The sequence below is a fragment of the Lentzea sp. NPDC005914 genome, assembly GCF_040629405.1.
Classification (GTDB): Bacteria; Actinomycetota; Actinomycetes; order Mycobacteriales; family Pseudonocardiaceae; genus Lentzea.
In genome coordinates this window covers 13373-39796 of record NZ_JBEXVQ010000034.1, presented here as the reverse complement: position 1 = coordinate 39796, position 26424 = coordinate 13373, and the positions used below count along the sequence as shown (strand labels likewise).

Sequence of the window (26424 nt, the reverse complement as noted above, 5' to 3'; positions counted from 1 at the left end):
CAGGTGGTGGCGACAAAGCTGCTGGTCCCGCCGGCGCGCGCGGGCACCGTGGTCCGGTCCCGGCTGCTGCGCCTGCTCGACGCTGTCCCGTCCCGGCCGCTCACCCTCGTCACCGCGCCTGCGGGTTTCGGCAAAACGACCCTTGTCAGCACGTGGCTGCGAGAGTTCGAAGGCCACAGCGCGTGGCTTGCGCTGGACTCCGACGATGACGTGCCCGGCCGGTTCCTGGATTACCTCGTGACCGCGCTCGGCGGCTCCCACACGCTGCTCGAAGCGGGGTCTGCGGCGGCGCCTGCGGTGATGACGGCGCTGGTCAACGACCGTGCAGCAGACTCCGAGGACACCGTGTTGGTGCTCGACGACGTGCACCTGCTGCACGACCAGGAGATCCTGGACGCGCTGACGTTCCTGGTCGAGCACTGCCCGCCGCGGTTGCACCTGGTGTTGCTCGGCCGCACCGACCCCGACCTGCCGCTGGCCCGGTGGCGCGGACGTGGGCTGGTCGGCGAGATCGGGGCCGCCCAGCTGCGGTTCTCCCAGGCGGAGGCCGCCGAGATGCTGTACGCGCTGACCGGACGCGAGCTGCCCGTACCGACCGTCGAGGCGCTCACGTCCCGTGCCGAGGGCTGGGCCGCCGCGTTGCAGCTGCTCGGCATCGGCCTGCGCGACGGCAGTGCGGCGGACGGGCCGGCCGTGCGGCTGCGCTCGGGCGACCGGTACGTGCTCGACTACCTCGCCGAGGAGGTTCTGCGCGGCCAGACCGACTACGTGCGGGACTTCCTGGTGCGCACGAGCCTGCTGGAGTCGCTCACACCGTCCTTGTGCGACGCGGTGACGGGCCGGCCCGACAGCGCGTCGGTGATCCGGTCGCTGGAACGCGCGAACCTGTTCCTGACAGCGCTCGACGACAGTGGGCGGTGGTACCGCTATCACGGGCTGTTCGCGGACTTCCTGCGCACGGAGCTGGATCCCGAAACCGCCGCGAAGTGTCACCGGCGAGCGGCCCACTGGTACGCGGCAAGGGACATGCCCGCCGAGACCATCCGGCACGCGGTCGCCGGGGGAGAGGTGGACCTGGCCGTCGCCGCCGTGCGCGCCCACGCCGAGGAACAGGTGCGGCGCGGAGAACTGGCCACGCTGCTCTCATGGCTCAACCGGCTCGACGAACACGTTGTGCGCGCGCACGCCGACCTCGCCGGGTTCAAGGGCTGGCTGCTCTACCTCGCCGGTCGAGTGGACGAGGCGGAGACCTACGCAGCACTGGCGGACGCGGGCATGGGACCGGACGCACCGGCTGAGGACCTGGCGATGCTGCGGACCTTCCAGGCCTACCTGGCGCTCACCCACGGCCGGTCGGTGCGTGCCGCGGAACTGGCGACCGCGGCACTGACGTTGCTGGGTGGCAGCACGTCGTTCTTCCGCGCGGCCGCACTGGGCGTGCTCGGCCAGGCACGCAGGTTGACCGGCGACCGACGCGGCGCGATCGAGGTGCTGCGCGAGGCGGTGCGGGTCGGCGAACGCGGCGGCAACCCGTTGAGCACGTTGGAAGCCACCGGCTACCTCGCTCCGCTGCTCTACGTGCAGGGCAGGCTGCGCGAGGCCGTGCTGCTGTGCCGGGACGGGTTGCGCGGCCACGAGAACACCCCGATCGCAGGCCTGGCCGAGGTGCCGCTCGGCACGCTGCTCTACGAACGCGACGAGCTCGACACCGCCCGCACACACCTGACCGATGGCATCGCCCACTGCGAACAGCTCGGCACGACCTCGTACTCGTTGCTGGGCCTGCGAACCCTCGCCCGCCTGCACCACGCACAGGGCCGCGTCGACGAGGGCTTCAGCGCGCTGCTCACCGCACGACGGCAAGCCGACGCCGCCGAGGACTACCGCCGCGCCCGGCTGGTCGTGGCGACGATCGCCGAACTGCACGCCCGCTCAGGCAACCTCGCCGCCGCCGAGCAGTCGTTGCGCGAGATCAGCGGCGACCAACCGTCCTCTTCGGACTACGAACAGCTGGCCAGGGCCCGGCTGCTGATCGCGACGGGCACTCCGCAACGAGCGTTGGAACCGTTGGCGTTCATCGAGGAACGTGCGACCCGCGAAGGCCGGGACGGCAGCCTGGTGGCGATCCTCGTGGTCACCGCGCTCGCCCGGCACGCGCTGGGCGAACCGTGCACGACTCCCTTGGCCCGCGCGGTCGAACTCGCCGCCCCGGATGGATACCGGCGCACGTTCGTCGACGAAGGCCCGGTGCTCGTGGGGCTGATGAAGGACGTGCGCGCCACGGCACCGGAGTTCGTCACTGATCTGCTCACCCGCATGCGAGCCGCGCCGAAGCAACAACGGCCGGCGTTGCGGACCGTGGAGGGGATCGGGGTCGTGGAGACGCTGACCGAGACGCAACGCCGCATCCTCGGTCTCATCGCCACCGGCATGTCGAACCAGCAGGTGGCGGACAAGCTGTTCATCACCGTCGGCACCACCAAGTGGCACCTGAACCAGATCTTCGGCAGGTTGCAGGCGCGCAACCGGACCGAAGCCGTGGCGCGCGCCCGTGAGCTCAGTCTGCTTTGACCCGTCAACTTGCCCTTGGGTGTGGTGATGGAGACCTGGTCGTCGGCTTGAGACAGGACGCCGGAACGACGTCGTGGGGACGACCACGAGATCGGGATGCTGTGCGTGCCGACAAATACGTCCGTGCAGGTCAGGAGGCGTCGACGGGTAGTGGTCATCATCCGGCATGATCGCGGCCGTGTGTCGAGATCCTCGCCCTGCGCCATCAGCTCGAGGTCTTGCGCCGGCAGCTCGGCGATCAGCGCCCACGATTGCGACCAGAGGACAGGGCGTTGCTCGCCGCTTTACTCGCGCCCCTGGCTCGCGTGAGGTTGCGCCCGCTCCGGCTGTCGGTCAGCCCGGACACGGTGGTGAGGTGGTATCGCGACCTGATGAAGCGCCGTTGTCGACGCATCCACGGTGAAGTCACGCTCTTGGGTGTCACGATCGCCGCCTCCACCATGTGGGAGATCCTCAAGACTGCGCTGGGGTGAAGACCCTTCGCACCGAACTGCTGGACCGCACGCTGATCTGGAATCAGACCCACCTACGGCACTCACCAGGGGCGTGCAGCGCCGACAGCAGCGCGAACCCGAAGTACCGGGAGAGCTTCATCTGCGAAGTCGAAGGTGGCCGATGGTCGGCTCAGCCAAGTAGCGTCGGCATGTGCCAGAAGAGGGTGAGGTCATCGCCGGGCGGTACCGGCTGGTGTCGTCGATCGGGCAAGGATCCATGGGGGTGGTCTGGCAGGCGCGCGACGAGCAGCTCGACCGCGTGATCGCGGTCAAGCTGCTCAACACGGACCGGCGGTCCCCGGACGCGGTGGCGCAGCTGCTGCGCGAGGGCCGGGTCGCCGGTCGGCTGCGGCACCCGCACGCGATCAGGGTGTACGAGGTCGTCGAGCACGACGGCAAGCCCTGTCTGGTGCTGGAGTACCTGCCCTCCCGCAGCCTCGCGGCGCTGATCGCCGAACGGGGCGCGCTACCGCCGGGCGTGGTCGCGGCCGTGGGCAGGCAGGTCGCCGCCGCGCTGGCGGCGGCGCACGCAGAGGGCATCGTGCACCGGGACGTCTCGACGTTCAACGTCCTGCTGGCCGAGGACGGCATCGCGAAGATCACCGACTTCGGCATCGCCCGCGCGGTCGGCGAAGGCACGGTGACCGACGCCCGCTTGATCGTCGGCACGCCGGCCTTCCTGGCGCCGGAGGTGGCGGCGGGCGAGGCGGCGACGTTCGCCTCGGACGTGTTCTCCCTCGGCGCGACCCTCTACGCGGCACTGGAGGGCACGCCGCCGTTCGGTGTGGACGACAACCCCTACGCGCTCCTGCAACGCGTGGTCCGGGGGGAGTTCGAGCCGCCACGGTCGGGTGGCCCGCTCGGCGAGGTGCTCCTGCGCCTCCTGCATCGTGACGCGGCACAACGCCCGACGATGGCCGAGGCCCACAAGCTGCTCGCGGCGGTCGCGGAGGGACTGCCGCTGCCCGCTGCGCCCCCGAAGAGCGGGACGCGGATGCTGCTCGTCCGCCGCCACCTGCCACGCCGGGTGATCGCGATGGTCGCCGGTGCGGCCGTCCTGGTCGCCGCCGGTGTTGTGATCGGCACCGTCGTGCAGGGCGACCGGCCCAGCAGCAGCGCCCAGACCAACTCCACCACGGCGACTACCACGGTCACGACCGCGACCGCCTGCGTTGCCCGTTACGAGGTGACCAACTCGTGGCCGGGCGGCTACCAGGTCGAGGTGACCGTGCGCAACACCAGCCCAGGCGGACTAACCGGCTGGACCATCACGTGGCAGCCGGCTGCGGGCCACACCATCGGCAACCTGTGGAACGGCACCCTGACCCAGAACGCGACCGCGGTGACCGTCACCAACGCCGGCCACAACGCTGTGCTCGCTGCCGGGGGAACCACCTCGTTCGGGTTCGTCGCCGCCGGTCCTGAACCCGCTCGCCCGGCCGTGACCTGCTCCACCGCCAACTGAAACGTCGGCACCCGGTCCATGACCGTGCTCACCGATATCGGCCCGGTCGAGATCGACGTGCCGCGGGACCGCGACGCCGGCTTCGAGCCCAAGATCAATGCGGTCATCAGTCCCAACACCACAACGATCAGCCCAGCGCACGCGCATCACCTCGTCCTGAGCAGGCACTGTTGCCGCGTGCAGAACGGCATCTCTGCCCGGTGAGGCGAAGATGCCGTTCTCTGCGACGATCAGCGGTAGCAGCGCCAGGAGTACGGGTTGTAGTAGTCCAGATAGCCGCTGTACGCACCCGTACCGTACTGACTGGCGCACACGGCGTTCACGTCGATGTCGGCAACTCCGACGTACCCGCTCGAGTACACGTGCGTGCACCGCCACCCGAACACGTGCTGGTTCGGGTAGTAGACCTCGGCGTGCCAGTAGTTGCTGCCGCAGCCGCGTTGCATGTCCACACCGCCGAGTTCGGTGGCCGCCTGCGCGGGCGCAGCCGTGAGCACAGCGGCGGACAGCGCGCCGAGCATGATTCCGATCGATCCGGCCCATAGGCGGCGGATGATGCTCATCGCGGGCAGATCCCGACCGACGACTGGCTCTCCACCAGGGAGGAGTGGACGTAGGCCTTGTAGACGCCGACGCTCGGCACGTCAACCTTGAACCAGCGCGCGGAGGCGTAGTCGGAGTCCGGCGGCCGGACCATCTGAGTGTCGATCCAGCAGACCATCGTCACGGGCGTGCCGTTGCCGACGTACTTGACCTTGAACTGTTCGCCCAGGTACGCGGCGTTGCGCAGCCAGGCGCCGCCGGAGTTCGAGCCGATGTACGGGCCTGCCGCGGCGTGGACGCCGGCACTTGCACCCGTGGTCATGAGGATGACTGCGAGTGGAGCCGCGACGGCGGCGGCCGTGGCGATGCGGAGGACGGGGTTCACGGTGTCTCCTCGATCTTTCGGTGCACCTGTCGTGCACGTTCACCATGAACCTTGCTCGCTGGAAACCCTTGGCGCAGCGGACAAATGTGGCTCCGGTGCGTCATCCTCCAGGCCGGTCCGCGCAGCTTTCGACGGAGATCGAGTTGATGTGCACGTCGTCGCAGACGACTCGTCGGTATTGGTTGGCGCCGTAAGTCGAAACCGCGGTGATGCCCCACTGTTGTTGTGTGCCACCACATCCGGCCCGAATCTGGTAGGTCGCCATGAACCGCTGTTTGAACGTGAACCGCTGGAAGGGTGCGGTTCCTCGCGGGCTTTCCGTTGCGTACCACGAGGCTCCGGACGTCGACTCGATCCAGACGGCTGCTACCGGAAAGCCGGATGAGCAGGACACATCTACTGTCACTTCGCGGTTGGTCGCGATCGGCAGCGTGGTTCCCAGATAGATCCACAACACCGGCAGGACGACGAGCGCGACGCGCGGAAACCAGATGCGGAATCGTCCAGCGCCCACGTGCGGCGTCATGGGTAGATCTCGCGCACGGTGTCGTCGAGGAAGAACTGCCAGTTCTGGCTCGCGTACCGGACGAGTTCTGGCGTGGGCGGTCCTTCTGGAGAACAGCCCGGATCGAATGCGACGAGCCGGCTTCGCATGTCCTCGACGCGTCTGCGCACGGTACCGGACGCGATGCCGACGGCCTTGGCGATCCTTGAATGGTCGTGCAGTCCCAAGGCCATCGCGCGCCAGGACGCTCGCCGGGTCTCCGAGTGCAGGAAGGTGTCGCGAAGCGAAGGGGAGGATCGGGGCGGCAGATGCATGCGCAGTACCGGATCTATGTGCTCACGTCCTTCGGCGGCGGCCCGTACGGTGACAGCCAGCTTGCCGACCGCGTCTTTCTGGCACATCGTCCGGCAGCCGAGCTCTTCCAGCGCGAACATCATGTGCAGACGACGGTTCGGCTCCCCGTTCGTCCACAGCACTGCCTTCGTGCCGGCCTCGTCGGCGGCGCGCAGCACCGCGAGGCCGCTGAGGTGCAGCCGTGCGTCGGTGAGCCGGACGTCGCCGAGACGTCGTCGTCTCTCGAACTCGTCCGAGTGTTTCTGGTAGAGCATGTCGACCACGGCCACGTCGAACCTTTCCCGGCTCAGACGCACGAACGCCTCGATCGGGTCCGTGACCACGACGACCTCGCAGGGCGCCGCTCCGGTCAGCTCTGTCACGGCCATGGCCGCGGACATGCCCTCGTCCTCTACAACCAGAACTCGCATACCTGGTCACCTCTTCGGTTGCAGCGGCAGCACGAGCCGGACCTCAGCGCCGTCGTCGGGTTGTGGTTCTGTCAGGAGAAGATCTCCACCGTGGTGGCGCAGCTTCTCCTGCAGCTGCCGAAGTTTGCTGCCGGGAGGTGCGAACTCCTCTTGCCCGAGACCGGGCCCGAAGTCCCGCACGTTCAGTGACATGGTGGTGTCCTCCACGGAGAACCCGAGCTCGACCGATCCACCGGCGTGCTCGACGACGTTCTTGAGGAGATCGGCGAGTCCTTGCTCCAGCAGAATCGCGTGGGCGCGGGGCACGGTCAGGCCACCTAGCTGTGGTGACGACAGGAGAGTCAGCCGATCACCGTGCGCTCGGACCGCGTTCTTGAAGATGTCGACGGCACCGACGTGCTGCTCCTGCATCAGCAACTGCCGCCGGCGCTCGGCGGTGACCTCCCGCAACCGCTGGGCCACGACACGGGCGTCGTAACCAGCCTCGATCTGCTTGGCCGCGTTGTCGACGTGGGTGTGGGCCTGTGCGGATCACGGCGAGCGTGGGTGTCTGGCCGCCCGTCACGCGCGAACTACCAGGGCAGCGGGCCGAAGTTGTATCGGGTTCCAAGGCCGTGCAAGCGTGCAACAGCCTCGGCGGGCAAGCGACCCTGGCACGCTCGAACGTCGAAGTGCAGTTGCTGCAAGGACTTCACGCCTGGGACGACTGTCTACACCGCCTCGTGGCCCAGGATGAACCGCAATGCGGCAGTTGGGAGGTCCACTCCGCCAGGTAGTACCGAACTGACTTCGTCGGCCGGCTCCGCTCGTCTCGTTCTGTCCTCGTCCGTCCAGCGCCTTGAGCGTGATCGGTCGAAGAGACCGTGCACTCCTTTGCCCGTCAACCAACCAGATTCGACCGGCACCTTGACGACGACCCCGACTCCGCGCTCGGCAGCGAGGTCAAAGGCGGGGAGGGCAGCTTGGTACATGGCGTTGAACCGAACTTCGACGACTTGGCAGCCGGTGGTCTTGACTGCCAACGCGAGCTCGTCAGCGGTGCTCGGGCCTAGGGATAGGCCGACGGTGCGCACCTTGCCCTCCTCGACCATGCGGGTCGCCGCCGTCAGATACGGACGCACGGTGTTGTCGAACATCTCGAGGGGAGGGCTGTGTAGCAGAAGCACGTCCACGTAGTCGGTCCCCAGGCGCGCAAGAAGATGATGCCAGCGTCAACAGCCGTTGCCAGGATCTCCAAGGCCTCGGCGTCGTCTGGGCCGCCGAGGCGACTCGACGGAAGCCGGCCCATCCCGAGCCCGAACTCGCTGACGACGATTCCGGACGATCCCAGCGATCGCTTCTCGGGTGCCGACAAATGCTGAAGATGGCCGTGGCCGGTCTGGCTCTGGCGGCGACATACAGCCGCACCGCGGCGCTTGCGGGCGTCGGAGCTGCCTATCTCGCCCCGCTCCAAGAGGGGCTGGCCGCGACACCCCTGACCTGGCGCAACTGATCAACGAACCTGCGGCAACCTTAAGCGCAGGTCAGACAGTGCGGCCGTGTTTTGGCACCCCACAGGCGAGCCGCTCGCCGAGGTCCATGACTTCGTCGCGGCAGGCCCGCCCCGGCACCGCTCAACGTCCAAAGACGACTGACCTCATCGGTGTGCAACAGCCGTGTTGTCAAGGTCGCCGACGCATGTGTTGATATTGCCGGTGTAAGCGAAGCGACGGTGGGTACTCGGTGGTCGCCGGGCTGGTTCGCCGGACTCGGTGGAGACCGCGCAAGTGTGGTCTGGCCGGGCTTGACGCGGTGCGTTAAGCAGCCAGCCTCCGCGCCGTCTGGTTGCGCGGTGCGGGCACCGGTTGCGTCATCGCCCGCACCGCGCCCGCCAGGTTCCCGGGAGCTCACCGCCGCCTGACGCACCCTCAACCGGGGATGTTGCGGGGGTCGCTGCTTCGCACACAGCGTTCGCGTCGGTGCGTTCTCCAGACAATCAGAACACCGCCAGCTCATGCGGGACCGCCGAACGCGGCTAGTCGCCTGTGCGTAACGACTTCACTGCCTCTGGCGCAGAGTCGAACAACGGCAAGACGTTGGCAAGCCCGCTGAGCTCCAGTGGACGCCAGGCAGGGCGACTGGAAGCCACGACACCGAACCGCGATCCGCCCTGCTCGGCGCTGCGGTGGATCTGAATGAGCATCATCAGACCTGCCGAGCCGAGAAAGTCCAGCGCGAGGTCCACCACCAGCACGTCAGGCCGGGCATCGAGCTGTGCCTGCAGAGCGGAACGCATCTCTTCGGCGTTGACCATGTCGACCTCGCCGGTCAGCGTGACCACCACGACGCCGTTGTCGGCGAAGGCCTTCGCCTGTGCAAGTTGCGGCCTTTCCTCCCGGTCGCTCACCGCTGGCCGCTCCTTCCACCCACACTGCTGAAGGTGTCCTTTCCAGCATGATCGCCGTAAGTCAGCTGAACGCTACGACTCGCAGGAGCGGGTATTCAACTGCACCCGGCATCAACGAGGAAACGGTGCCTTGTCTTGGTCGATCGGCACGAACAGATCGCCGACGTCCGACACCCGTTCGAGCACCTCGTCCGCGGTGAAGGTCAGCTGCTCCGGTCTGCGGCAGCTGCGGACCTCGTCCCAGGTGACCGGGGTCGCCACAGTGGGCTCGTCGCGGCCACGCAGCGAGTAGGGTGCGATGGTGGTCTTGGCCGGGTTGTTCTGGCTCCAGTCGATGAGGACTCTGCCCTCGCGGCGGGCTTTCACCATTGTGGCCGTCACCTCCTCGGGCGTGTCCCGTTCGAAGGCCACCGCGATCGCCTTCGCGTACGCCGAGGGTGCCTGCGGGCTCGTGGTTTCGATGCCCGCGTAGACCTGCAGCCCTTTTGAGCCCGAGGTCGTCGCCACCGGGAGCAGCCCGTCCGCGGCGAGCACGTCGTACAGGCGCTCGGCCACCCTGCAACAGTGCACGATCGTCGTGCCCGGCCCGGGATCGAGGTCGAACACGAGCCGGTCCGGCAAGTTCCGCACGCCGCCGGTCACCGTCCATTGAGGAACGTGCAGTTCGAGCGCGGCTAGATTTGCGGCCCACACGAGCGCGGCGAGCTCGTGGATCAGCGGATATCGGACGATCTCATCGCCTCCGCGTCGTGACCCACCACCTCGCAACTCCACTGCCGGCAACCAGTCCGGCGCGCTCGCGTCGGTGTTCTTCTGGAAGAACTTCTGGCCATGCACGCCGTTCGGGAAGCGGACGAACGTGACAGGCCTGTCACGCAGGTGCGGCACCAAGACGGGCGCGATCCGGCTGTAGTAGGCGATGACCTCGCCCTTCGTGGTGCCGTCTGGGTACAGCACTTTGTCCAGGTTGGACAGTCGCAAGGTGCGGCTACCCGCCTTCACCGTCACCCGGCCGCCGATCTCCGGTTCGTCAGCGGCGGGTGGTGTGGGCCGCCCGGGTTGTGGCGCGGTCACCTCGTCGGGTGCGCGGTCACGACGAAGACCCCGCCACGCGGTGTGCCGCAGTCTGCCGTCGTCGCCGCGGGTGAATTGGCGGAACCGGACCTCGCCCACCAGCACCGGGTCCACCCACCGGGCGCGCACGACGTCCTCACGCGGGGGAGTGGACGCGAACGGATGGCGGGAGCGTTCGAGCGGTTGGAGCTGATCGCGCAGTTGATCACGTTCCTGCCGGGTGAAGCCGGTGCCCACATCGCCGATGTACACCAGCTCGCCGGTCTCCGGATCGTGCGCGCCGAGCAGGAGCCCTCCGACGGTGCCGGTGAAGCCGCTTTGGCCGGGCCGCCAGCCGCACACGATGACTTCGCGCGTCTGCACCAGGGGGTGCTTGCACCAGAAGTCCGGCCGCTTGCCGGGGATGTACGGCGAGTCGAGCCGCTTGGCCACCAGCCCTTCATGTCCTTCCGCGGCGACGCGCTCGAGCAGTCGCTGCGGGGTGAGGCGTTCGGCGGCGAGCTCGGCCGCGGCGAACGACGGCACGACGGCGACCCGGAAGGGGTCGGGCATCGGCAGTTCGGTGAGCTGGTGCCGCCGTTGCTCGTACGGTTCGCCCAGCAGGAGTTGGTCACCGAGCTGCAGGAGGTCGAACGCCAGGAAGCGGACCGGGAGGTCGTCGAACGGCTCGGTGCGCCGGGCGGTGCGGTGCTTCTGGAAGCGGCCGCGACGTTGCTGCAGCAGACCGAAGTCGATCTGGCCGGCCTCGTTGTAGACCACGACCTCACCGTCGAGCACCGCGGCACGCCCTCGCAGCGCCGCGGTGAACACACCGGTCAGCTCGGCGAACTCGGCGGTGAGATCGAGACCGTTGCGACTGGTCAGCACGGTCGTGCCGTCCGCGGCGATCCGCATCGCCACGCGGTAGCCGTCCAGTTTGTACTCGTAAGCCCATTGCGGTCCCTCACGGAGAAGGCCACCGTCGGGCTTGGCGAGCATGGGGTCGATCCACGCGGGAACGGAGTCGTGCGCCACGGCCACGGTGACCTCCGTTCCTGGTGTGTTGCCTTCTCACCAGGAATCTGAAGGTAACCCGATCGGCCTAATTCTGCGCGTCGATGCAGGTCGGCTATGCCTGTTCTCTCGGTACGCCGTCCGCGAGCCATGCGTCTACGGCACCACAGGTGGTGTCCTCAGAGCATCGATGCCGGTTATCGCGAAATGGTCCGGGTCGCAGGCGGTGATCACCCCGACCACTTCTCCCAGCTCGTCGAGCACAGGCGCCCCCAGGGACGAGGGCTCGAGCCTGATTCCGACGCGGAGCTGCCGCCCAGCACCGCCCGGGGCGGGTTCGAACCGGTCGACGACACCACTGTGGACCGTCCAGTCCGCCTCCGCCGTCTCGCCTCTGACAGGCACGTGGACCTGGTCGCCGATGCGGACCAGCGAGGTGTGCCCCAGTCGTGGCACCGGAACCGGGATCGGCTCGGTCAGGTGCAGCACCGCCAGACCGCCCCGCGTCGAGATGTCGTCCACCGACCGGGCGCCTGCAACGACAACGGCGTGGTCCGGTACCGGGCGGTCGGTGCCGGGCTCGATCATCTGGGCGCGACTGGTGACCACGACCCTCTCCTCGATGAGGAATCCCGTGCACGTGGTGATTCCGCCACCGGTCAGCGCCACCTGGATGTCCACCAGCGCAGCGAGCGTCGCCTCCGGTGCTGTGGCGCCGCGCAGCGCGCGATACCCGTCCACGTCACCGACTTCGGCCAGACAACGCGCCTGCCTGTCGATGTCGGAGGGATCGCTCAGAGGCTCGGCCAGCTGAGCGATCGCTTCCAGCGCCTGGCGGTAGTTGCCGCTGTCGACGTGCGTGCGGAAGCGCAGCAGCGGGTTCGGCTCTGTCATCGCGAGACGGGTCAGCACCGCGCTCCACCGGGTGACCTGGGTGATCAGGCGGCTCAGCTCTGCCAGTCGATCGCGAAGCTGATCGGCAATCCGGGCGGTCACGTCCAGATCCTCGGCGAGATCGAGGGTGGGCTGGGCGAGGTGGGTCAACGCCGCCTGCGCGCATTTTTGCGCCGAGCGCCGGCACAGTTCGAGATCCAGCTCCGTCTGGGTGGCTTCGTTGAACATCTCGACGAGCTGCTGCTGCGTGTTGGGGTCCTGGGCGTCTGTCGAAGGACTGTGTGCGCTCTGGCGCTGCCGGAACTCCCTCCAGGCCGCGACGCTGTCCTCGGACATGGCCGCCTCGGCGAGCTCCCTCAGTTGCTCGCGCAAGGTGTCGAGGTGGCGCCTGCGGTCCTCGTGGTCGCGCTGCTGTTCGAAGCGGTGGGTGAGGTCGGCGACCTCCGCGGGTGGCAGGAGGGTGGTGTCAGTGACGCTGATCGAGGTGGCCTGCCCGGTTCCGAGGTCGTGCGCCGTGACGTTGAGCACGCAACTGTTGTCCAGGTCGAAAGTCACCTCGATCTTGGGCGTACCTTTCGCGGCAGGGGGTATTCCGGTGAGCTTGAACTGGCCGATCTTGGCGTCCGTGTGCAGGGAACCGTTGAAGATCTCGACGTTCACACCGGACTGGTTGTCCTCGGCCGTGGTGAAGGTCTGCGACCGCCTGGTGGGGATCGTGCAGTTGGCGGGGATGAGCTCGGTGAACGAATGCCGCTCCTGATCGTCGACCGTGCGGATGCCCAGCGCCAACGGAGTGACGTCGAGCAGCAGCACGTCCGTGAGCAGACCTTCGAGCACCGCCGCCTGCAGCGCGGCGCCGCTGGCCACCGCGGTGCGTGGGTCCGTCGGTTCGACCCTGGGGACCTCGAACGCGTGCCGCACCGCGTCACTCAACAACGGGGACAGCATCGGCCTGCCGACCAGAACCAGGCGGTCCACCGGCATGTCCAGCGACTCCCGGAAGTCCGCGCACAACCGGCGCAGCCGGGCCAGCGGCTCGGTCAGGATCTCCGCCAGTTCTCCGCGAGTCAGTTCCAGCTCCACATCACCCGCGGAGCCGAAGGCGAGCAGCGGGTAGGAGGCGTGCTCACGGGTCGACAGGGCGATCTTCAGAGCTTCCGCGGCGACCTCCAGCCGCTTGCGGGACCTGCCGGAGGAGGGAACCTCGACACCTCGTTGCCGCAGCCGGCTGACCAGGACCTGGGCGATCGCCGTGTCCAGGTCCTTGCCGCCGAAACCGGTGTCACCACCGACCTTCAGGACTTCGTGGACGCCGTCTTCGACGCAGACGGCGCTGATGTCGAGTGTGCCCGCACCGAGATCGACCACCACCACGGTGCCCGTGAACCGCCGTTCACGCGCTGCGGCAAGACAGGCCGCCGTCGGCTCGTGGATCAGGCGCACCAGATGCACATCGGCAATTTTGGCGGCTGACCGCGTGGCGTCCTTCTGGTTGTTGGTGAAGTAGGCGGGAATGGTGACGATCGACTGCGGCCGGTCGAGCCGCAGGTCGTGGTTATGCTCGGCCCACGACAGCCACTCGTCGCGAACCTGTCCGAGCTCGGCGCTCGCCAGTTCGCCCACCCGTTCACGGACCTTCGTCGCGAGGAAGCTCTCGACCATGCCACGGGCGTGGCGGATCAGCCGCGCCGCCACCTCCTCCGGGCGGTAGGAACGGTCCCGGATCTTGAACAGGGTGCGCCGGCCCATGCGGCGCTTGGCCAGATCGATGTGGCCGACGAGCCACTGGGCGAGGATGCTCTCCCCGCTGAGACCGATGAGCTCGTTGCCCGTTTCGTCCAGGCTCACCGTCGACGCGAACTGGGGTTCGCCTTTCCACGGACAGAACACGGGTTGCCCGGTTCGGCTGTCGTAGATCGCGACCGCGCACGTGGTGGTGCCGAGGTCGAACCCCCAGGCGCGGCTGAAGCGCTGGTCGATCTCGGCTCGGGCCCGCGCGACCCAGGCTTGGGCCCGCTCCTGGAACAGCTGACGCTCTCGCGCACCCAACGCGTTGAGGGCCTCGCTCACCTCTGGCGACAGCTGCGGCGGCACCATTCGTTCGTCGGCCAACCGGCGCAGGATCGCGACACCTCGTGAGCTCGCACCCCGCGCGCTGATCGCGGACAGGCACTGGCGGACCAGCTCGTCGTGGTCGCCGCACCGCCGCAGGCTCTCCTCGAACCGCACGTCCTCGACGGCCTCGGTGCCGCGCCACTGGAGCAGGCAGTACACGGCGTCCGCGAAGTCACCCGAGCGCAGATAGAGGTCCACCGCGTGGTCACGCTGGTCGCACCGCTCGTACAGGCGCGCGGCGCCGGTGAGGTCACCTCCTGCCTCGTAGGCCTCGGCGCGCGCGGCCAGACCTTGCGGGGTGTCGTCGCTGTGCAGCACCCGTGCGGCCTCGCCGAACTGGCCCGCCTGGTGGAACAGGCGGTTGGCGCGGAAGAACTCGTCGGCGTCCTCAGCGCGGAACGCGGCCAGGACCAGCTCGCCGGCGGCCTCCTCGAACCGGCTCCACGTCTGGTGCACCAGCCGAAGCTCGGTGCTGTCCGAGGCCGCTCGCCGAGCCTGTGCGCCGAAATGGCGTCGCGTGGCGCCGAGCAGGCCCTCGCGGACGGAGGCCGCGTGATCGCGGCGCTCGACGAGCTCCGGTGTGCGCTCGGCCGTCCGGTCCAAGCTGACGATCACGCTCTGGATCTGACGTGCCGCCTCGACGAACTGCTGCCGGTCCACCAACACCTGGATGTCGGGCAGGCACAGGTCGGCGAGGGTGACCAGGCGCTCGGCCTGGCCGGGCGGGCAGGTAGCCAGCGCCTCGAAGAACTGCCTGAGCCCCTCGTGACAGTGGCTGACCCGGTCCTGCCGCCCGGCTTCGCGGTAGGCGGGCAGCGCCTCCGCGTACCGCTCCGCCTCGAACAGCAGGTCAGCCAGGCGGCCGGACAGCGCTACCACGTGGTCCGTGTCCCGCTGGTGACGGGCGAGCTCAAGTCCAGCGGCCACGTCGTCGACCTCGGTGCACCGCAGGCAGCAGGCCATGGCTTGAGCGATCCGCGCGGGCGTGTCGGCCAGCTCCACTGCCAGACGTCCGCGGTCGAGCAGGCAGTGCACCTCGAACAGGTCCGGCAGGAACGCCTGTGGCAAGTGCAGCAAGAACTTCTGCCACAACGACCGATCCGATTCCAGCGAGGCCCGGCGGACGTAGGCTTCCAGGATCCGCTTCACCGCGGCGGGTTCGAGCAGTTTCAGTTCCTGCCAGCGGTGAAGGTGGAAGATCACGGTGTTCGCGTCGCTCTGGTCGGCCAGGACGTCCGTCAGCCGATCACGGGCCCGGATCTGCGGCTTGACCAGATGCAGGCGGGTGGTCAGCTCGAAGACGACGGTCAGCACGTGGTGGTCCGCGCGAAGGGTCAACCCGGTCAGCCAGGGTTCGTCGGCCTCGGTGAACGGGTAGCGTTCGACCGGTATCCGGCTGTCATAGGCCTGGAAGAAGACGCTCGCCTGCGCGGAGTCCACGCGCAGTGCCAGCCGGAGGGCGCGGCGGTATTCCCGCGCCGCCTTCTCCGTCGGGGTGGTCGAGAAGACGAGTGCCAGCCGGTCGCCGGCCCGTGCCAGGCGCCGTTTCGCACCGCCCGCGAGGAAGTCCTGCACTTGTTCGAACAACGGTGTGCGGAGACGATCGGGCAATGTCCCGTTTTTGTCACCTGTGTCCATCTGTTGGCCATAAATGTGGACTTCGCCGATGTGTCCTGCCTGCAGCGCGTCGCGGCCGACGCTGCCGTTCATCGCGTTCTTCACGCGCTGCTCACTCACCCTGAACCCCTGACTCGCGCTGGCACGTTCTCCATGCACACCAACAGTTCCCGAGCTCATCAATCGCGGACGCGCGGGACAGGTCATTAACGCACATTCACAGCTCGGGCGACTGCGCTGTTCGAGTGATGGAAGCTGTTGCGTCGAGGTTTTCCGCGGCTGGACATCCCATGACTCCCCGGCTATTTCCGAGGGGTCGCTTTTCGGCTTTCCAGAAATCCGAGCGCGGCAGGAAGACCAGGTCGAGCAACCCCATGAGCACGCAGAAGGAACCGAACTCGAGCTAGGGGTGGAGGGAGTACTGGCCGTTCGTCCACAGAAGGTTGACAGCCGCACTCGCGAGCCCTAGACATCGGAGGTATGCGTGCTTCGGCTATGGTGCTTGGCTTGGCTCTAGCGGTCGGCGCGGTCGCGCCGGCGGTGGCCGCTCAGAAGGCGGAAATCTTTGTGTTGCCGTCAGGAAACGACGCGACGGCGGGGTCGCGGATGCGTCCGGTGAGAACGCTTGCAAAGGCGCGCGACCTGGCCAGAGCTCGTAATGCTCCGATGACCGTGTGGGTCGGCGGCGGCACGTATCGGGTGAGCGCGCCGCTGGAGCTTGACGAACGGGACCGCGATGTCGTGTTCCGGGCTGTGCCAGGCCAGCGCCCGGTCGTCAGCGGTGGGGTCCGGGTCACCGGGTGGCACAACGACGGCAAGGTGTGGTCGGCGCCGGCGCCAGAGCGGTTGGGCGACACGCGGCAGCTGTACATCGACGGGGTGCGGGCGCAGCGGGCCAGGGGGCAGGTCGCGGTGAAGGCGACCGCCACCGGGTACGAGGGGGATGTCTCGTGGCGGAATCCTCGTGACGTCGAGTTCGTCTACACCGGTGGTGACGGGTTGTGGTCGTCGTGGAAGGGGCTCGGGCCGTGGACCGAGGCGCGGTGCCCGGTCGGTTCGGTGAGCGGGCGGGTCATCACGATGGCGCAGCCGTGCTGGGACAACTCGACCAGGCGGCCGCCTGATCCGGATCATCCGACGCGGTCGATTCACGAGGTGGGACCGGGGGATCTGCACGCCGACCGGCAGCCGGCGTACGTGGAGAACGCGTTCGAGCTCCTCGACCAGCCCGGCGAGTGGTACTTCGACCGGGCCGCGCGGCGGATCCACTACCTGCCCAGGGCCGGGGAGGACCTGGCGAAGGCGGATGTCGAGGTACCGATCGCCGAGAAGCTCGTGGACATCAAGGGCAGCCACAACATCACGTTCGACGGGCTGCGGTTCGCGTACGCGACGTGGTTGCGGCCGAGCAGCGGTGAAGGCCTGTCGGAGATCCAGGCAACGATCTCCCTCACCGGGCAAGGGGCCTACGACAAGCAGGGGCTGTGTCACCGGATCGCAGGCGGCACCTGTCCGTTCGGGGCGTGGACCAAGGCGCCGGGCAACGTGTCCGTGGAGCACGCGAGCGGTGTTCGGTTCCTGAACAACGACTTCGTACATCTCGGGGCGGCGGGTCTCGATCTCGGGCACGGGGCGAGCCAGGTGACGGTGCGGGGCAACGTGTTCACCGACATCTCGGGCAACGGGCTGCAGCTCGGTGACGTCGACCAGCCGTTGCCCGGCGACGCCAAGGACATCACGCACCACATCGACGTGACCGACAACCACCTGTACGCGCTGCCGGTCGAGTTCCACGGCGGGGTCGCGATCTTCAACGGGTACACGCAGAACACGACGATCGCGCACAACCAGATCGACCACACCGCCTACAGCGGCATTTCCACCGGGTGGGGCGGCTGGCTCGACAAGGTCGGGGAACCCGGTCAGCCCAACATCAGCCGGGACAACCGGATCGCGGACAACCTCGTCTTCGACCACATGCTGGTGCTCTCAGACGGCGCCGGCATCTACAACAACGGCCGCACCGGAGGCACCGAGATCACCGGCAACGTGATCCGCGACCAGCGCGGGCCAGGCCACGGCATCTACCTCGACAACGGCTCCAGCAACATCACCGTGAGCCGCAACGTGCTGGTCGGCAACCCGCACGACTGGGCAGGGCTGCGCAAGAACTACGAGCTCAACGACGGCTCGTACTGGCCGATGAGCGTCATCGACAACTACTGGCAGCAGGGCGATCCGGACAAGACGGTGCCGGGAGCCACGATCAAGGGCAACAAGGCCATCGCGAAGCTGGCGGACGCGCCCAGGTCCATTCTGGACAACGCCGGAATCGAGCCGTCGTACCGGAGTGTGCTCAGCCGGAAGATCGCCAAGCAGTCGATGCCCACCGCGATCGACCGGGTCTCGGCCTACGGTGGCGACGGATTCGCGTACGTGGCCTGGACTCCGCCGGTCGACGACGGTGGCGCCGCGATCACCGGCTACACGGTGGAGCTCTCGGACGGGCCGCGGGTCACGGTGTCGGTCGCCGACATCGACCGGCTCGGCTACGTCAAGGTTTCGGGGCTGCGCAACGGAACCACGTACACCGTGCGGGTCGTGGCCAACAACGCCGAAGGATCGGGCCTTGCGGCGGGTACGACCGTGACGCCGGCGGCCAAGACCGTGACGGAGCCAGGCGCGCCGGAGAACGTGCACGTGAACCTCGGAGACAGGGTGGCGACGGTGTACTTCTCGCCGCCCGCCAAGGACGGCGGCAGCCCGGTCGTCGCGTACACGATCACGGCCACCGGGCTCGACGGACGCGTGGTGACGGGGCGGAAGGTGTTGCTGCGGAAGAAGGACACGTTCGTGGTGATCGACGGGCTGGCGGCCGGCACGCCCTACACGTTCACGGTCACCGCGACGAACGTGGTGGGTACTGGGCCGGGTGCGACCGGCTGAACAACGACCAGGCACCGCCGCTGCACGGCTGATCGGATGAACGCCGGCGCGATCGCCCTGATCGCGCCGGCGTGCCACCGTCCAGTGGTGCGCCACGCAACGTCGACCCGGGCGATCGTGGTGCTGATGTCCGGCCAGGGTCGGACGGTCCGGGACATCACGTCGATGATGCAGGTCAGCGACGACTATGTGCGGGACGTGGTCCACGCGTTCAACGAGCGGGGGTTCGGCGCGCTGGACCCAAAAATGGGCCGCCTCTCATACGACGCCCACGCAGTCCAGATCCGGTCGGCGTTGGCGACGAAGTTGCCGCCCATGACCTTGGCGATGCGGTCCTCCCGGTAACCGCGTTCTTCCAGCAGCTGTGCGAGCCGTCGGAACTGGTCGACCCCGCGCACGTCCTCGACGAACGGCCACGCACCGGATTCCCCGGCGGCCGCGGCCCCAGCGGAGGCGCGCCGGGCCTGCTGCCGAGCGATGCGGGCGCGGTAGGCGTCGAGGTTGTCGACGCGGGTACGCCTCGACCGGCCGCACGACCACGAGGTCGACGTGACCGACAATCGTCCTGTCACCTTCACGGCGAGCCTGTGCGTGCCGAGAAATACGTCCGTGCAGGTCAGCAGGCGCCGATGGATACCGCTCATAATCCGGCATGATCGCGGCCGTGCTGGTCCGCTTCGCCTACCTCGCCGTCTCCCACGCCTTCGCCGCGCTATGGCTACTGCGCATGACCGATCGGGACAAGGACGTCGAGATTCTCGCGCTACGCCACCAACTCGCGGTCCTGTAGCGACAGTTCGGCGATCAGCGCCCACGATTGCGGCCTGAGGACAGGGCGTTGCTCGCAGCCTTGCCTGTGCCCTTGGCACGCGCGACGCTGTGCCGACTTCGGCTGCTGGTCAGCCTGGATACGGGTGCTGAGGTGGCATCGCGACCTGATGAAGCGCCGCCATGCCCGCACGAGCGCGACGAGGAACAGGGCGGCAGCGCTCACGGCGGCGGTGGCGGTGAGCACGCCTGGTCAGGCGCTTGCCCATGGCATCACCGGGTCTGCCGCAGGCAAGAACGCCTGGGAGTTCATCCCGTTGGGGATCGAGCACATGCTGCTCGGCTGGGACCACCTGCTGTTCATCGCGGGCATCGTGCTGCTGGCCGGTGAGCTCAAGCGGGCGGCCAAGCTGATCTCGGGTGTTCGTGGTGGGGCACAGCACGACGTTGTCCCGCATCGTCTCGCCCGCCGCCCTGGGGACAACGCCGCCACGGACGCGCAAACAGCTGAAACGGCCGGTTGATCCGGACCTGGTCGAAGAGATCGCGCGCTGGGCGGCAGCGCATCTGCCAATCGCAGTCGCCTGACCCGTCATCATCCGGCTGGCCAGGCGGCCTGGTACCTCAGGCATCACGGGTGTGCGGGAAGAGCGTCGCAGATACCCGCTTGAATGCTTCGGCAGTCTGCGCGTCTTGTTCTTCCTTGGACAACCTGACGAACGCCAGCTCGGATTCGCATCGTTCGCGAAGGTCGTCGCGGTCGAACCAGCGAAGCGGGTGGCGCGGGTCAGTGGTGTCGTAGACGCCCTGTCCGAACGCTTCCATGATGGTCAGGTCATAGCGGCGGTAGTCGTGGCTGTGGTCGGGCGGCAGGAGCCCGCCCGCGACGCGGTTCATCCATTCCTCCCGGATCGCGCTTTCGTCGTCGGGATCGTCGACGTCGGGATCGTGGCCGAACACGTCTTCGGAGGTTCGCAGTCCGGGGAAGACGTGGAGGACTTCGCCGAGCTGGGGTGGTTCGGTGTTCTGGATGACGATCCAGAGCGCGTACTCGTCGGCGAGGCATTGCGAGCGAGGGACTCGTCCCTTGCCGAGTTCGCGGCCGATCCGCGTGATGCGTTCGCCCATGCGCACCAGCCAGTGGTTGTTGACCTGGGTGAGTGCCAGTTCGGGCAGGTCGCAGAGCAGGGTGACCTCGCGGATGGTCGCCTCGCCTTTGAGATAGGCGGCGAACTCGTAGCCGAACGAGTTGTCGAGGCGTAGTCCGCTGTCCTGAATGGTGGGGACGAAGGGGGAGAAGTCGACGGTGGTCGACAACGCCATGGCGTCGGCTGGTGTGAGTGGGTTGCCGGTGAACGAGGTGTTGAAGAGGTGCACGACCTCGGCGGTTCGTCGGTCGGTTACATCGAGTCCCTCGCCCAGGCCGGGGGACTCGCCGTCGGCGGGCTCGCCAGCCAACTGCCGTAACGCGGCAACGTTCAGCTTCAGTGCTCGTGCGAACCCTTGCAGGTTGTCCGCCCGGAACCCGTCCAGCGCGCCGGCATCTCCCGCGGTGTTCTCGAATCGTCGCCAGGTGGCCAGTGACACGTCTGCGCGTCGTGCTGCCTCCTGCTGAGTGAGGCTCAGCTCGGCACGGCGTTCCTTGATCGAATTGCCGGACACGCTTCCCCCTTGAGTGCTCAATGAACACTTGCAAAGCCATCTTAGCACTCATTTGCTACTCATAAGTGCGGCGCGAAGCGGTCATGTTCCTGTCCGCCGCAGTCAGCTGGCGCTCGGCGCCGTTCGAGCTGCTCCGCATTGGGCTCTTCGAGTGGTCAGAGCGGCACGACCGTCATGGCACGCGGAGCCTCCTTTTCTCGGCTCTGAACGAACGAGGGAGCCCGTGATGGTTGTGCTGACGAACGTGGAACTCGTGGCCGCGCTGACATGCCGCAAGCGTCCGGCTGCGCCGCCGGTCGAGCGCGGTGTGCGGTTCGCCTTCTACGGCCGGATGTCGACGACTGAGTTCCAGGATCCGCGGACCTCCCGGGCATGGCAGCGTGCGATCTCGGACGAACTGGTCGAAGGCGTCGGTCGGATGGTCGTGGAGTTCTTCGACGTGGGGCGGTCACGCCGTTGGTCGTGGTCGGACCGCTCGCAGGCGTCGGCGCTGATCGTCGAGGCGGCGCGTCCTGATCGTCGATTCAACGCGGTCGTGGTGGGGGAGTACGAGCGCGCGTTCCACGGTGACCGATTCCGCGAGATCGTCACGCAGCTCAACGACCTCGGGATCGAGGTGTGGCTACCTGAGGCGGGAGGTCCTGTCGAGCTCGACAGTCCGGTGCATTAGGCGTTGATGGTGTTGCTCGGAGCGCAGGCGCAGCGAGAGGTGGCCCGCGCGCGGCAACGGGTGTTGGCCGCGATGCGTGTGCAGGCGACGCAGCAGGGCAGGTTCCTCGGTGGCCGCCCGCCCTACGGCTACCGGCTCGTCGACGCGGGTCGCCACCCGAACTCTTGTCACAGTCAGTGGGGTCGCCGGTTGCAGAAGTTGGCGATCCGCGAACGGCGCCGTGGGTGCGATGGATCTTCGTCAGAGGTCGTCTGGTCGCGCCGTCGCGTCAATCGTTCGCGAGCTCAACGACCGGAACGTGCCCTGCCCCGCGAGCGCGGACCCAACTCGCAACAAGCACAGGTCCGGGGCGCGCTGGGTTGCGGCCACACTGACCTCGATCCTGGAGAACCAGCGCTACGCCGGTCGGCAGGTGTGGAACCGCCAAGCAACCAGCGGTCATGGCACTGGTGGTCGAACTGATGGACGGGGTTCCGGACGTGCGACGAGAAAACCCGCAAGTGAGTGGGAGATCTCGGCACAGCTCGCACACATTCCGTTGGTCGACGACAACACTTTCGTCGCGGTCCAGTCCATCAGGGCCCAGCGACCGACTAAGGACGGAACAGCTCGGCGGTATGCACTGGCCTGCTTGGTCGTGTGTGGGACGTGCGGCAGAAGCGCCCACACCGACGCATCAACCGCGAAATCCGGCCGCCAACCCTCGGGCCTATACCCGGCGATCACGTCACGCAGCAGATCCTCATCGATCCGGCCGGCGGACACCGCTGCGTACCCGGCACCGTGACCACGCCGGGCACCCGGCGCCAAGCTCAGGTACGCCACCCCGGCCACAGTGACCGGCGCGCAGATCCCATCCACCAGATCGAACAACGCATCCGCCCGCCGATCGAAACAGTCGTACACCTCGCCCCCGAACCGGCGAAGTTCACCCTGGTCACCACCGCCGACCTGCCCGACACTACGAACAACGGCCACTGATCCTCCCGAGAAGATTCGCCTCTTCCTCAGAGCGTGAGCAGGTGGCCGCCTTCTGCCAGTCCCTCAACCGAGCGACTGAGCACAAACCGGACGTTAAACGCGAAGCCCAGAACCAACACGACGGCCGTAGCGCCCATCACCGTGGACCGTCGAACGCTGCGGCCCCCGAGTTGTGCGAACAAGCCATATGGATCTCCTCATGGTTGTAGGAGCTGGCCGACGGTTGCGGAACCTCTATCAGCGTGGGGGTCCATTGAGCCGTCATTGATCGAACCCCCATGGGGGCGCTGACGAGCGCCTACCGCTCGCGAGCGAGGCGGTTCGATGCGTTCACTGCGGTGATCTGCCGGCCCGTACCGATGGGAGCGGAGACAAGGTGCTCGGTAGTGGTCGCTTGCCGACGTTCGGAGTTGACATCTCGCCACCGCCCCCCTGGCCGCAGGGCCGAGCGGCCAGGGGTAGCGGTCGACGCCGCTGCAGGCGAGAACCGGGTCGTCCGGTCAGGCCCGGTTCAGTTGCCACTGCTGGTTGGCCCCGCCGTTGGCGGTCCACTGCACGACCTGCGCCCCGTCGCTCGTCGCCGCACCGTAGACGTCCGCCGCCAGTCCGCTGTCGTGGCTGACGATGGTGTAGTAGCCGTTGCCGGTGGACCGCAGATACCACATCTGGTTGGTGCCGCCGTTGGCCGTCCACTGCTGCAGTTGCAGCCCGGCCGTGCTGCTGTTGGCGTTGACGTCGAGCACCTTTCCGCTCGGGACGTACTGGAGGGTGTAGGAGCCGTCGGAGGTCGTGGCGATGGTCCAGGTGGCGGTGCCGCTCTGCTGGACCGCCTTGGCACCGTCCACGGTGGAGTTGCCCGCGACAGCGAGCGGCTTGCCGCTGTTGCGGTTGACGATGCGGTAGGTGCCCGGTGTGGGTTCGTCTCCGCCGCTTCCGGCGAGGTTGAAGTACTCCACCGCGTCGGTGAAGACGGGGTTACCGGACTTCGTGGTCGACAGCTGCAGGTACACGCGGTTGCCGGTGGCCGGGGTGGTGAAGGACACCGGCTGGGTGACCCGCGAGCCGAGCGGGACGGTCAGGGTCGTGCTTCCGGACGCGACGACCGCGCCGTCCGGCGCGTCGAGCCGCGCCGTCCAGGTGAAGCCCACCGAGGTGTTGGCGAGGTCGTCGTTGAAGACGGTGATGTTGCGGGTGACCGTGGCGTTCCGGGCGTAGTTGGGCACGGCCTGCGGCAGAGGGAAGGTGCCGTTGGAGTCCGAGACGCCGGAGGCCGACCAGTAGGGCAGGTCGACCGCGGCCACCGGGTTGAACGCCGCCTGCACGCGCTGGATCTGCGGGTTGCTCCAGGGGTCCGGGAGGTTGTCCGCGCCGTAGACAGGGCGACCGCCCTCCTCCGGGGTGAAGTCGCCGGTGCGCACTCCGGGCACGACGCTGGCCCAGGCGGACAGCAGCGTGTACGGACGCAGGTCGGTGGCGTTCTTGCCGCGCTTGGCCAGGGTTGCCGTGGCGAACCACTCGAAGCCCTGCTTGTTGTTGCATGCCGGCCAGATGTACTCGCCCTCGCCGTCGGGCCGCCCATTCACGGTTTTCAGGCCCTCCCCGTACCTGCCGAAGCCGTCGACGTAGTGCGGGATCACCGCGAAGTTGGCGTACGTCATCCCGGGATACCCGTTGAGATTCCCGTCGACGCCCACCTCGGCAATGATCGGCCGGGTGCCATCGTTGCCGTTGATCGCCGCGTACAGGTCCTTCTCGAACTGTTCGGAATCCTGGCCGCTCTGGTTCGGTTCGTTGGCCTGACTCCAGCGGATGACCGCGGGGTGGTTGCGGTCGCGCAGGACCAGCGCACGGGCGTGGTTGACCATGTTGTCGTGCCCGGCGATCCAATCCTGCTTGCCAGAGGAGCCGCGAATCGCGGTCTCGCCGATGATCATCAGGCCCATCTCGTCGGCGACGTCCAACATGTACGGGCTCGCGGGCTCCTGGTGGATGCGCACCACGTTGTAGTTGAGCCGCTGGTAGTTGTCCACCGCCTGCGGCCAGCCGCCGTTGCCGGGCGACGGGGGCAGGAAGCCGGGCAGGGTGTCGTAGGCGTCGCCCTTGCCGCCGTTGTTGATCCGGTCGTAGTCGGCACCTTGGAGGTTGTCGCCGCGGAAGTTCACGCGCACGCCGTTGAGGTAGTAGTAGTCACCGTTCTGGGTGGCCTCCCGGAACCCGAACCGGTACGTGGCGTCGCTGGTGTGCCCGTCATCGGCGACGGCATGCACCGCCAGCCCGTGCAGCTGCGCCCGGTACCCCGACCGGTACGGCACGTTGGGCCACCAGTACGAGGTGCTGTCGAGGTTCCACGCGACCGGCCCGACGGTCACGGTCGCGATCGAGTGGGCCGCCACGGTGACCGTACGGCTGGGCAGTTCCGGGTAGCTGAAAGCCGTTCCATTGCTGGACGACAGCGACCCGGTCAACGTCACCGACCGGGAACTGTCCGACGTGTTGCGCACCGACACGTCGTAGCTCAACGTCTTGTTCGCCACCGACGTACGCACGAATGTGTCGCTGACGTACACCGCCGGGTACGTCCGCAGGAACGCCGAACGGAAGATCCCCTGCGGGACCGCCTCGGACCAGTCGGCGGCGTCGGGCACCAGGTACCGGCCGTTGGATGCCTTCAACGCGCCGCGGCCCTTCACGGCGACGCTGATCGTGTGGGTGCTACCGGGGGCCGCGTAGGCGGTGATGTCGAAATTCGACGGCGTGAACGACGTGGTCTGCGTCGCCACCACCCGGCCGTCGACCGACAGCGTCGCCTGGTGGTTGACCGCCCCGAACTCGATCCACGTCGACTGCGGCTGACCCGAGTCGGGCACGGTGATGGTGCGCGAGTACACCGCCTCGTTCACGTCGGTGAAGCCCTGCTTGTACCAGCCGCCGCCGGGAACCGTGATCGAGGTCGCCCCTCGACCCGTCGGCGTGAAACTCCACGTCCCGGCCAGGTCGACCGAGGCGATCGCGGCGGCGCCGGCAGCCGCGGCAGCTGCGGCCGTGACGGTCGGCTGTGTTGCGACGGCCGGCTGTGCTGCGGCGGCGGGTTGTACCGTGCCGATGGTCGCGAGGAGTGTGGCGCCGGCCAGCGCTGCGCGGGCGAAGCGCTGGGATAGCGTGCGAGGGCTGTTCTGACGCATCAAGAAACCCCTTTCGCGGGTGTCGCGTCTACGGGGATACACCGATCACCGGACCCATCGTCACTACCGCAGGGGCCGCCAAAATGGAGAGGTCCACTATGGACTCGTCTACCGGCTCCATGCCCGCGGAGCAGGGCATCGGTCGGTAAGCAATCGTGGTTCCAGCCGGACGTGATCTGCTGGCTGCCGGCGTAGGTCCAGGTGGCCGTCCAGGCGGTGACCGGCGCCCCGTTGTTGGTGACGGCGACGTTGGCGGTGAACCCGCTCGCCCACACGTTGGGCTGGTAGGTGACCACGCACGGTGGCGCGGCCGAGGCGGACTGGCTGCCTATCAGCACCAACGCGCCGACGGACAGGGCGGCGAGCACGCGCGACAACCTTGGCACGGTGACCCCTTAGGATTCTGGGA

At 67.8% G+C, this 26424-nt stretch carries 20 protein-coding genes and 2 pseudogenes; 10 read left to right on the top strand and 12 right to left on the bottom strand.

The window, feature by feature from the left end; translation table 11 throughout:
- Positions 1 to 3: 3 nt before the first annotated feature.
- From ABZ345_RS36250 to ABZ345_RS36240, 3 genes and pseudogenes are all read left to right on the top strand, one after another.
- Positions 4 to 2571: a LuxR C-terminal-related transcriptional regulator gene (locus tag ABZ345_RS36250; protein ID WP_359859000.1), complete on the top strand. Its 2568-nt coding sequence runs from the start codon at positions 4 to 6 to the stop codon at positions 2569 to 2571.
- Between the two features lie 645 nt (positions 2572 to 3216).
- Positions 3217 to 4530 carry a protein kinase gene (locus ABZ345_RS36245; protein ID WP_359858998.1) on the top strand — a complete coding sequence of 438 codons (1314 nt, stop codon included), beginning with the start codon at positions 3217 to 3219 and terminating at the stop codon, positions 4528 to 4530.
- 6 nt (positions 4531 to 4536) lie between these two features.
- Positions 4537 to 4626 (top strand): annotated as a pseudogene (locus ABZ345_RS36240) (transposase); the annotation flags it as partial.
- Positions 4627 to 4760: 134 nt separating this feature from the next.
- Here ABZ345_RS36240 and ABZ345_RS36235 read toward each other — a convergent pair.
- From ABZ345_RS36235 to ABZ345_RS36195, 9 genes are all read right to left on the bottom strand, one after another.
- Positions 4761 to 5093 (bottom strand): hypothetical protein, encoded by a 333-nt coding sequence (locus ABZ345_RS36235; protein WP_359858996.1) that lies wholly within the window; start codon positions 5091 to 5093, stop codon positions 4761 to 4763.
- Positions 5090 to 5458, bottom strand: coding sequence for a hypothetical protein (locus tag ABZ345_RS36230; protein WP_359858995.1), 369 nt, complete (start codon positions 5456 to 5458; stop codon positions 5090 to 5092). The genes ABZ345_RS36235 and ABZ345_RS36230 overlap by 4 nt, the downstream gene beginning before the upstream one ends.
- Before the next feature lie 100 nt (positions 5459 to 5558).
- Positions 5559 to 5984 carry a hypothetical protein gene (locus tag ABZ345_RS36225; protein ID WP_359858993.1) on the bottom strand — a complete coding sequence of 142 codons (426 nt, stop codon included), beginning with the start codon at positions 5982 to 5984 and terminating at the stop codon, positions 5559 to 5561.
- Positions 5981 to 6727, bottom strand: a complete 747-nt coding sequence (locus ABZ345_RS36220; RefSeq protein ID WP_359858991.1) for a response regulator — start codon at positions 6725 to 6727, stop codon at positions 5981 to 5983. The genes ABZ345_RS36225 and ABZ345_RS36220 overlap by 4 nt, the downstream gene beginning before the upstream one ends.
- 6 nt (positions 6728 to 6733) lie before the next feature.
- A complete protein-coding gene (locus ABZ345_RS36215) occupies positions 6734 to 7189 on the bottom strand; it encodes a hypothetical protein (RefSeq protein WP_359858989.1) in 456 nt (151 codons plus the stop codon).
- Positions 7190 to 7437: 248 nt separating this feature from the next.
- The gene (locus tag ABZ345_RS36210) at positions 7438 to 7914 is read right to left on the bottom strand and encodes an aldo/keto reductase (RefSeq protein WP_359859144.1); all 477 of its coding nucleotides are present in this window, start codon (positions 7912 to 7914) and stop codon (positions 7438 to 7440) included.
- A gap of 827 nt (positions 7915 to 8741) precedes the next feature.
- The gene (locus ABZ345_RS36205; protein WP_359858987.1) at positions 8742 to 9113 is read right to left on the bottom strand and encodes an STAS domain-containing protein; all 372 of its coding nucleotides are present in this window, start codon (positions 9111 to 9113) and stop codon (positions 8742 to 8744) included.
- 111 nt (positions 9114 to 9224) lie between these two features.
- A complete protein-coding gene (gene ligD, locus ABZ345_RS36200; protein WP_359859142.1) occupies positions 9225 to 11165 on the bottom strand; it encodes a DNA ligase D in 1941 nt (646 codons plus the stop codon).
- A 171-nt stretch (positions 11166 to 11336) separates the two neighbouring features.
- Positions 11337 to 15926: an Hsp70 family protein gene (locus ABZ345_RS36195; RefSeq protein ID WP_359858985.1), complete on the bottom strand. Its 4590-nt coding sequence runs from the start codon at positions 15924 to 15926 to the stop codon at positions 11337 to 11339.
- Between the two features lie 495 nt (positions 15927 to 16421).
- Here ABZ345_RS36195 and ABZ345_RS36190 point away from each other — a divergent pair, with 495 nt between their 5' ends.
- From ABZ345_RS36190 to ABZ345_RS36175, 4 genes are all read left to right on the top strand, one after another.
- Positions 16422 to 18752: a fibronectin type III domain-containing protein gene (locus ABZ345_RS36190; protein ID WP_359858983.1), complete on the top strand. Its 2331-nt coding sequence runs from the start codon at positions 16422 to 16424 to the stop codon at positions 18750 to 18752.
- 36 nt (positions 18753 to 18788) lie between these two features.
- Entirely contained in the window at positions 18789 to 19097 is a 309-nt protein-coding gene (locus tag ABZ345_RS36185; protein WP_359858981.1) for a helix-turn-helix domain-containing protein, read from the top strand.
- Positions 19098 to 19404: 307 nt separating this feature from the next.
- On the top strand, positions 19405 to 19542 hold the full coding sequence (locus ABZ345_RS36180; RefSeq protein WP_359858979.1) for a hypothetical protein: 138 nt from the start codon (positions 19405 to 19407) through the stop codon (positions 19540 to 19542).
- Positions 19543 to 19666: 124 nt separating this feature from the next.
- The gene (locus ABZ345_RS36175) at positions 19667 to 20044 is read left to right on the top strand and encodes a hypothetical protein (protein ID WP_359858977.1); all 378 of its coding nucleotides are present in this window, start codon (positions 19667 to 19669) and stop codon (positions 20042 to 20044) included.
- A 100-nt stretch (positions 20045 to 20144) separates the two neighbouring features.
- On the opposite strand, the gene ABZ345_RS36170 is transcribed toward ABZ345_RS36175, so the two are convergent.
- Positions 20145 to 21107, bottom strand: a complete 963-nt coding sequence (locus ABZ345_RS36170) for a hypothetical protein (protein ID WP_359858975.1) — start codon at positions 21105 to 21107, stop codon at positions 20145 to 20147.
- 301 nt (positions 21108 to 21408) lie between these two features.
- Here ABZ345_RS36170 and ABZ345_RS36165 point away from each other — a divergent pair, with 301 nt between their 5' ends.
- The 3 genes and pseudogenes from ABZ345_RS36165 (at position 21409) to ABZ345_RS36155 (ending at position 22833) form a co-directional block, all read left to right on the top strand.
- Positions 21409 to 21852: a hypothetical protein gene (locus ABZ345_RS36165; RefSeq protein WP_359858973.1), complete on the top strand. Its 444-nt coding sequence runs from the start codon at positions 21409 to 21411 to the stop codon at positions 21850 to 21852.
- A 229-nt stretch (positions 21853 to 22081) separates the two neighbouring features.
- A pseudogene (locus tag ABZ345_RS36160) lies at positions 22082 to 22381 on the top strand (recombinase family protein); the annotation flags it as partial.
- A 119-nt stretch (positions 22382 to 22500) separates the two neighbouring features.
- Positions 22501 to 22833, top strand: a complete 333-nt coding sequence (locus ABZ345_RS36155; protein WP_359859152.1) for a hypothetical protein — start codon at positions 22501 to 22503, stop codon at positions 22831 to 22833.
- 500 nt (positions 22834 to 23333) lie between these two features.
- On the opposite strand, the gene ABZ345_RS36150 is transcribed toward ABZ345_RS36155, so the two are convergent.
- Complete coding sequence (locus tag ABZ345_RS36150; protein WP_359858971.1) at positions 23334 to 26015, bottom strand: RICIN domain-containing protein; 2682 nt, start codon at positions 26013 to 26015, stop codon at positions 23334 to 23336.
- Positions 26015 to 26311: a cellulose binding domain-containing protein gene (locus ABZ345_RS36145; protein WP_359859141.1), complete on the bottom strand. Its 297-nt coding sequence runs from the start codon at positions 26309 to 26311 to the stop codon at positions 26015 to 26017. The genes ABZ345_RS36150 and ABZ345_RS36145 overlap by 1 nt, the downstream gene beginning before the upstream one ends.
- Positions 26312 to 26424 lie beyond the last annotated feature (113 nt).

Excerpts from the sequence above, each read along its gene's own strand:
- ABZ345_RS36185 (WP_359858981.1), top strand. The coding sequence starts at position 18,789 with ATGAACGCCGGCGCGATCGCCCTGATCGCGCCGGCGTGCCACCGTCCA.
- ABZ345_RS36235 (WP_359858996.1), bottom strand. The coding sequence starts at position 5,093 with ATGAGCATCATCCGCCGCCTATGGGCCGGATCGATCGGAATCATGCTC.
- ABZ345_RS36180 (WP_359858979.1), top strand. The coding sequence starts at position 19,405 with ATGATCGCGGCCGTGCTGGTCCGCTTCGCCTACCTCGCCGTCTCCCAC.
- ligD (WP_359859142.1), bottom strand. The coding sequence starts at position 11,165 with ATGCTCGCCAAGCCCGACGGTGGCCTTCTCCGTGAGGGACCGCAATGG.
- ABZ345_RS36165 (WP_359858973.1), top strand. The coding sequence starts at position 21,409 with ATGGTTGTGCTGACGAACGTGGAACTCGTGGCCGCGCTGACATGCCGC.
- ABZ345_RS36150 (WP_359858971.1), bottom strand. The coding sequence starts at position 26,015 with ATGCGTCAGAACAGCCCTCGCACGCTATCCCAGCGCTTCGCCCGCGCA.
- ABZ345_RS36220 (WP_359858991.1), bottom strand. The coding sequence starts at position 6,727 with ATGCGAGTTCTGGTTGTAGAGGACGAGGGCATGTCCGCGGCCATGGCC.
- ABZ345_RS36225 (WP_359858993.1), bottom strand. The coding sequence starts at position 5,984 with ATGACGCCGCACGTGGGCGCTGGACGATTCCGCATCTGGTTTCCGCGC.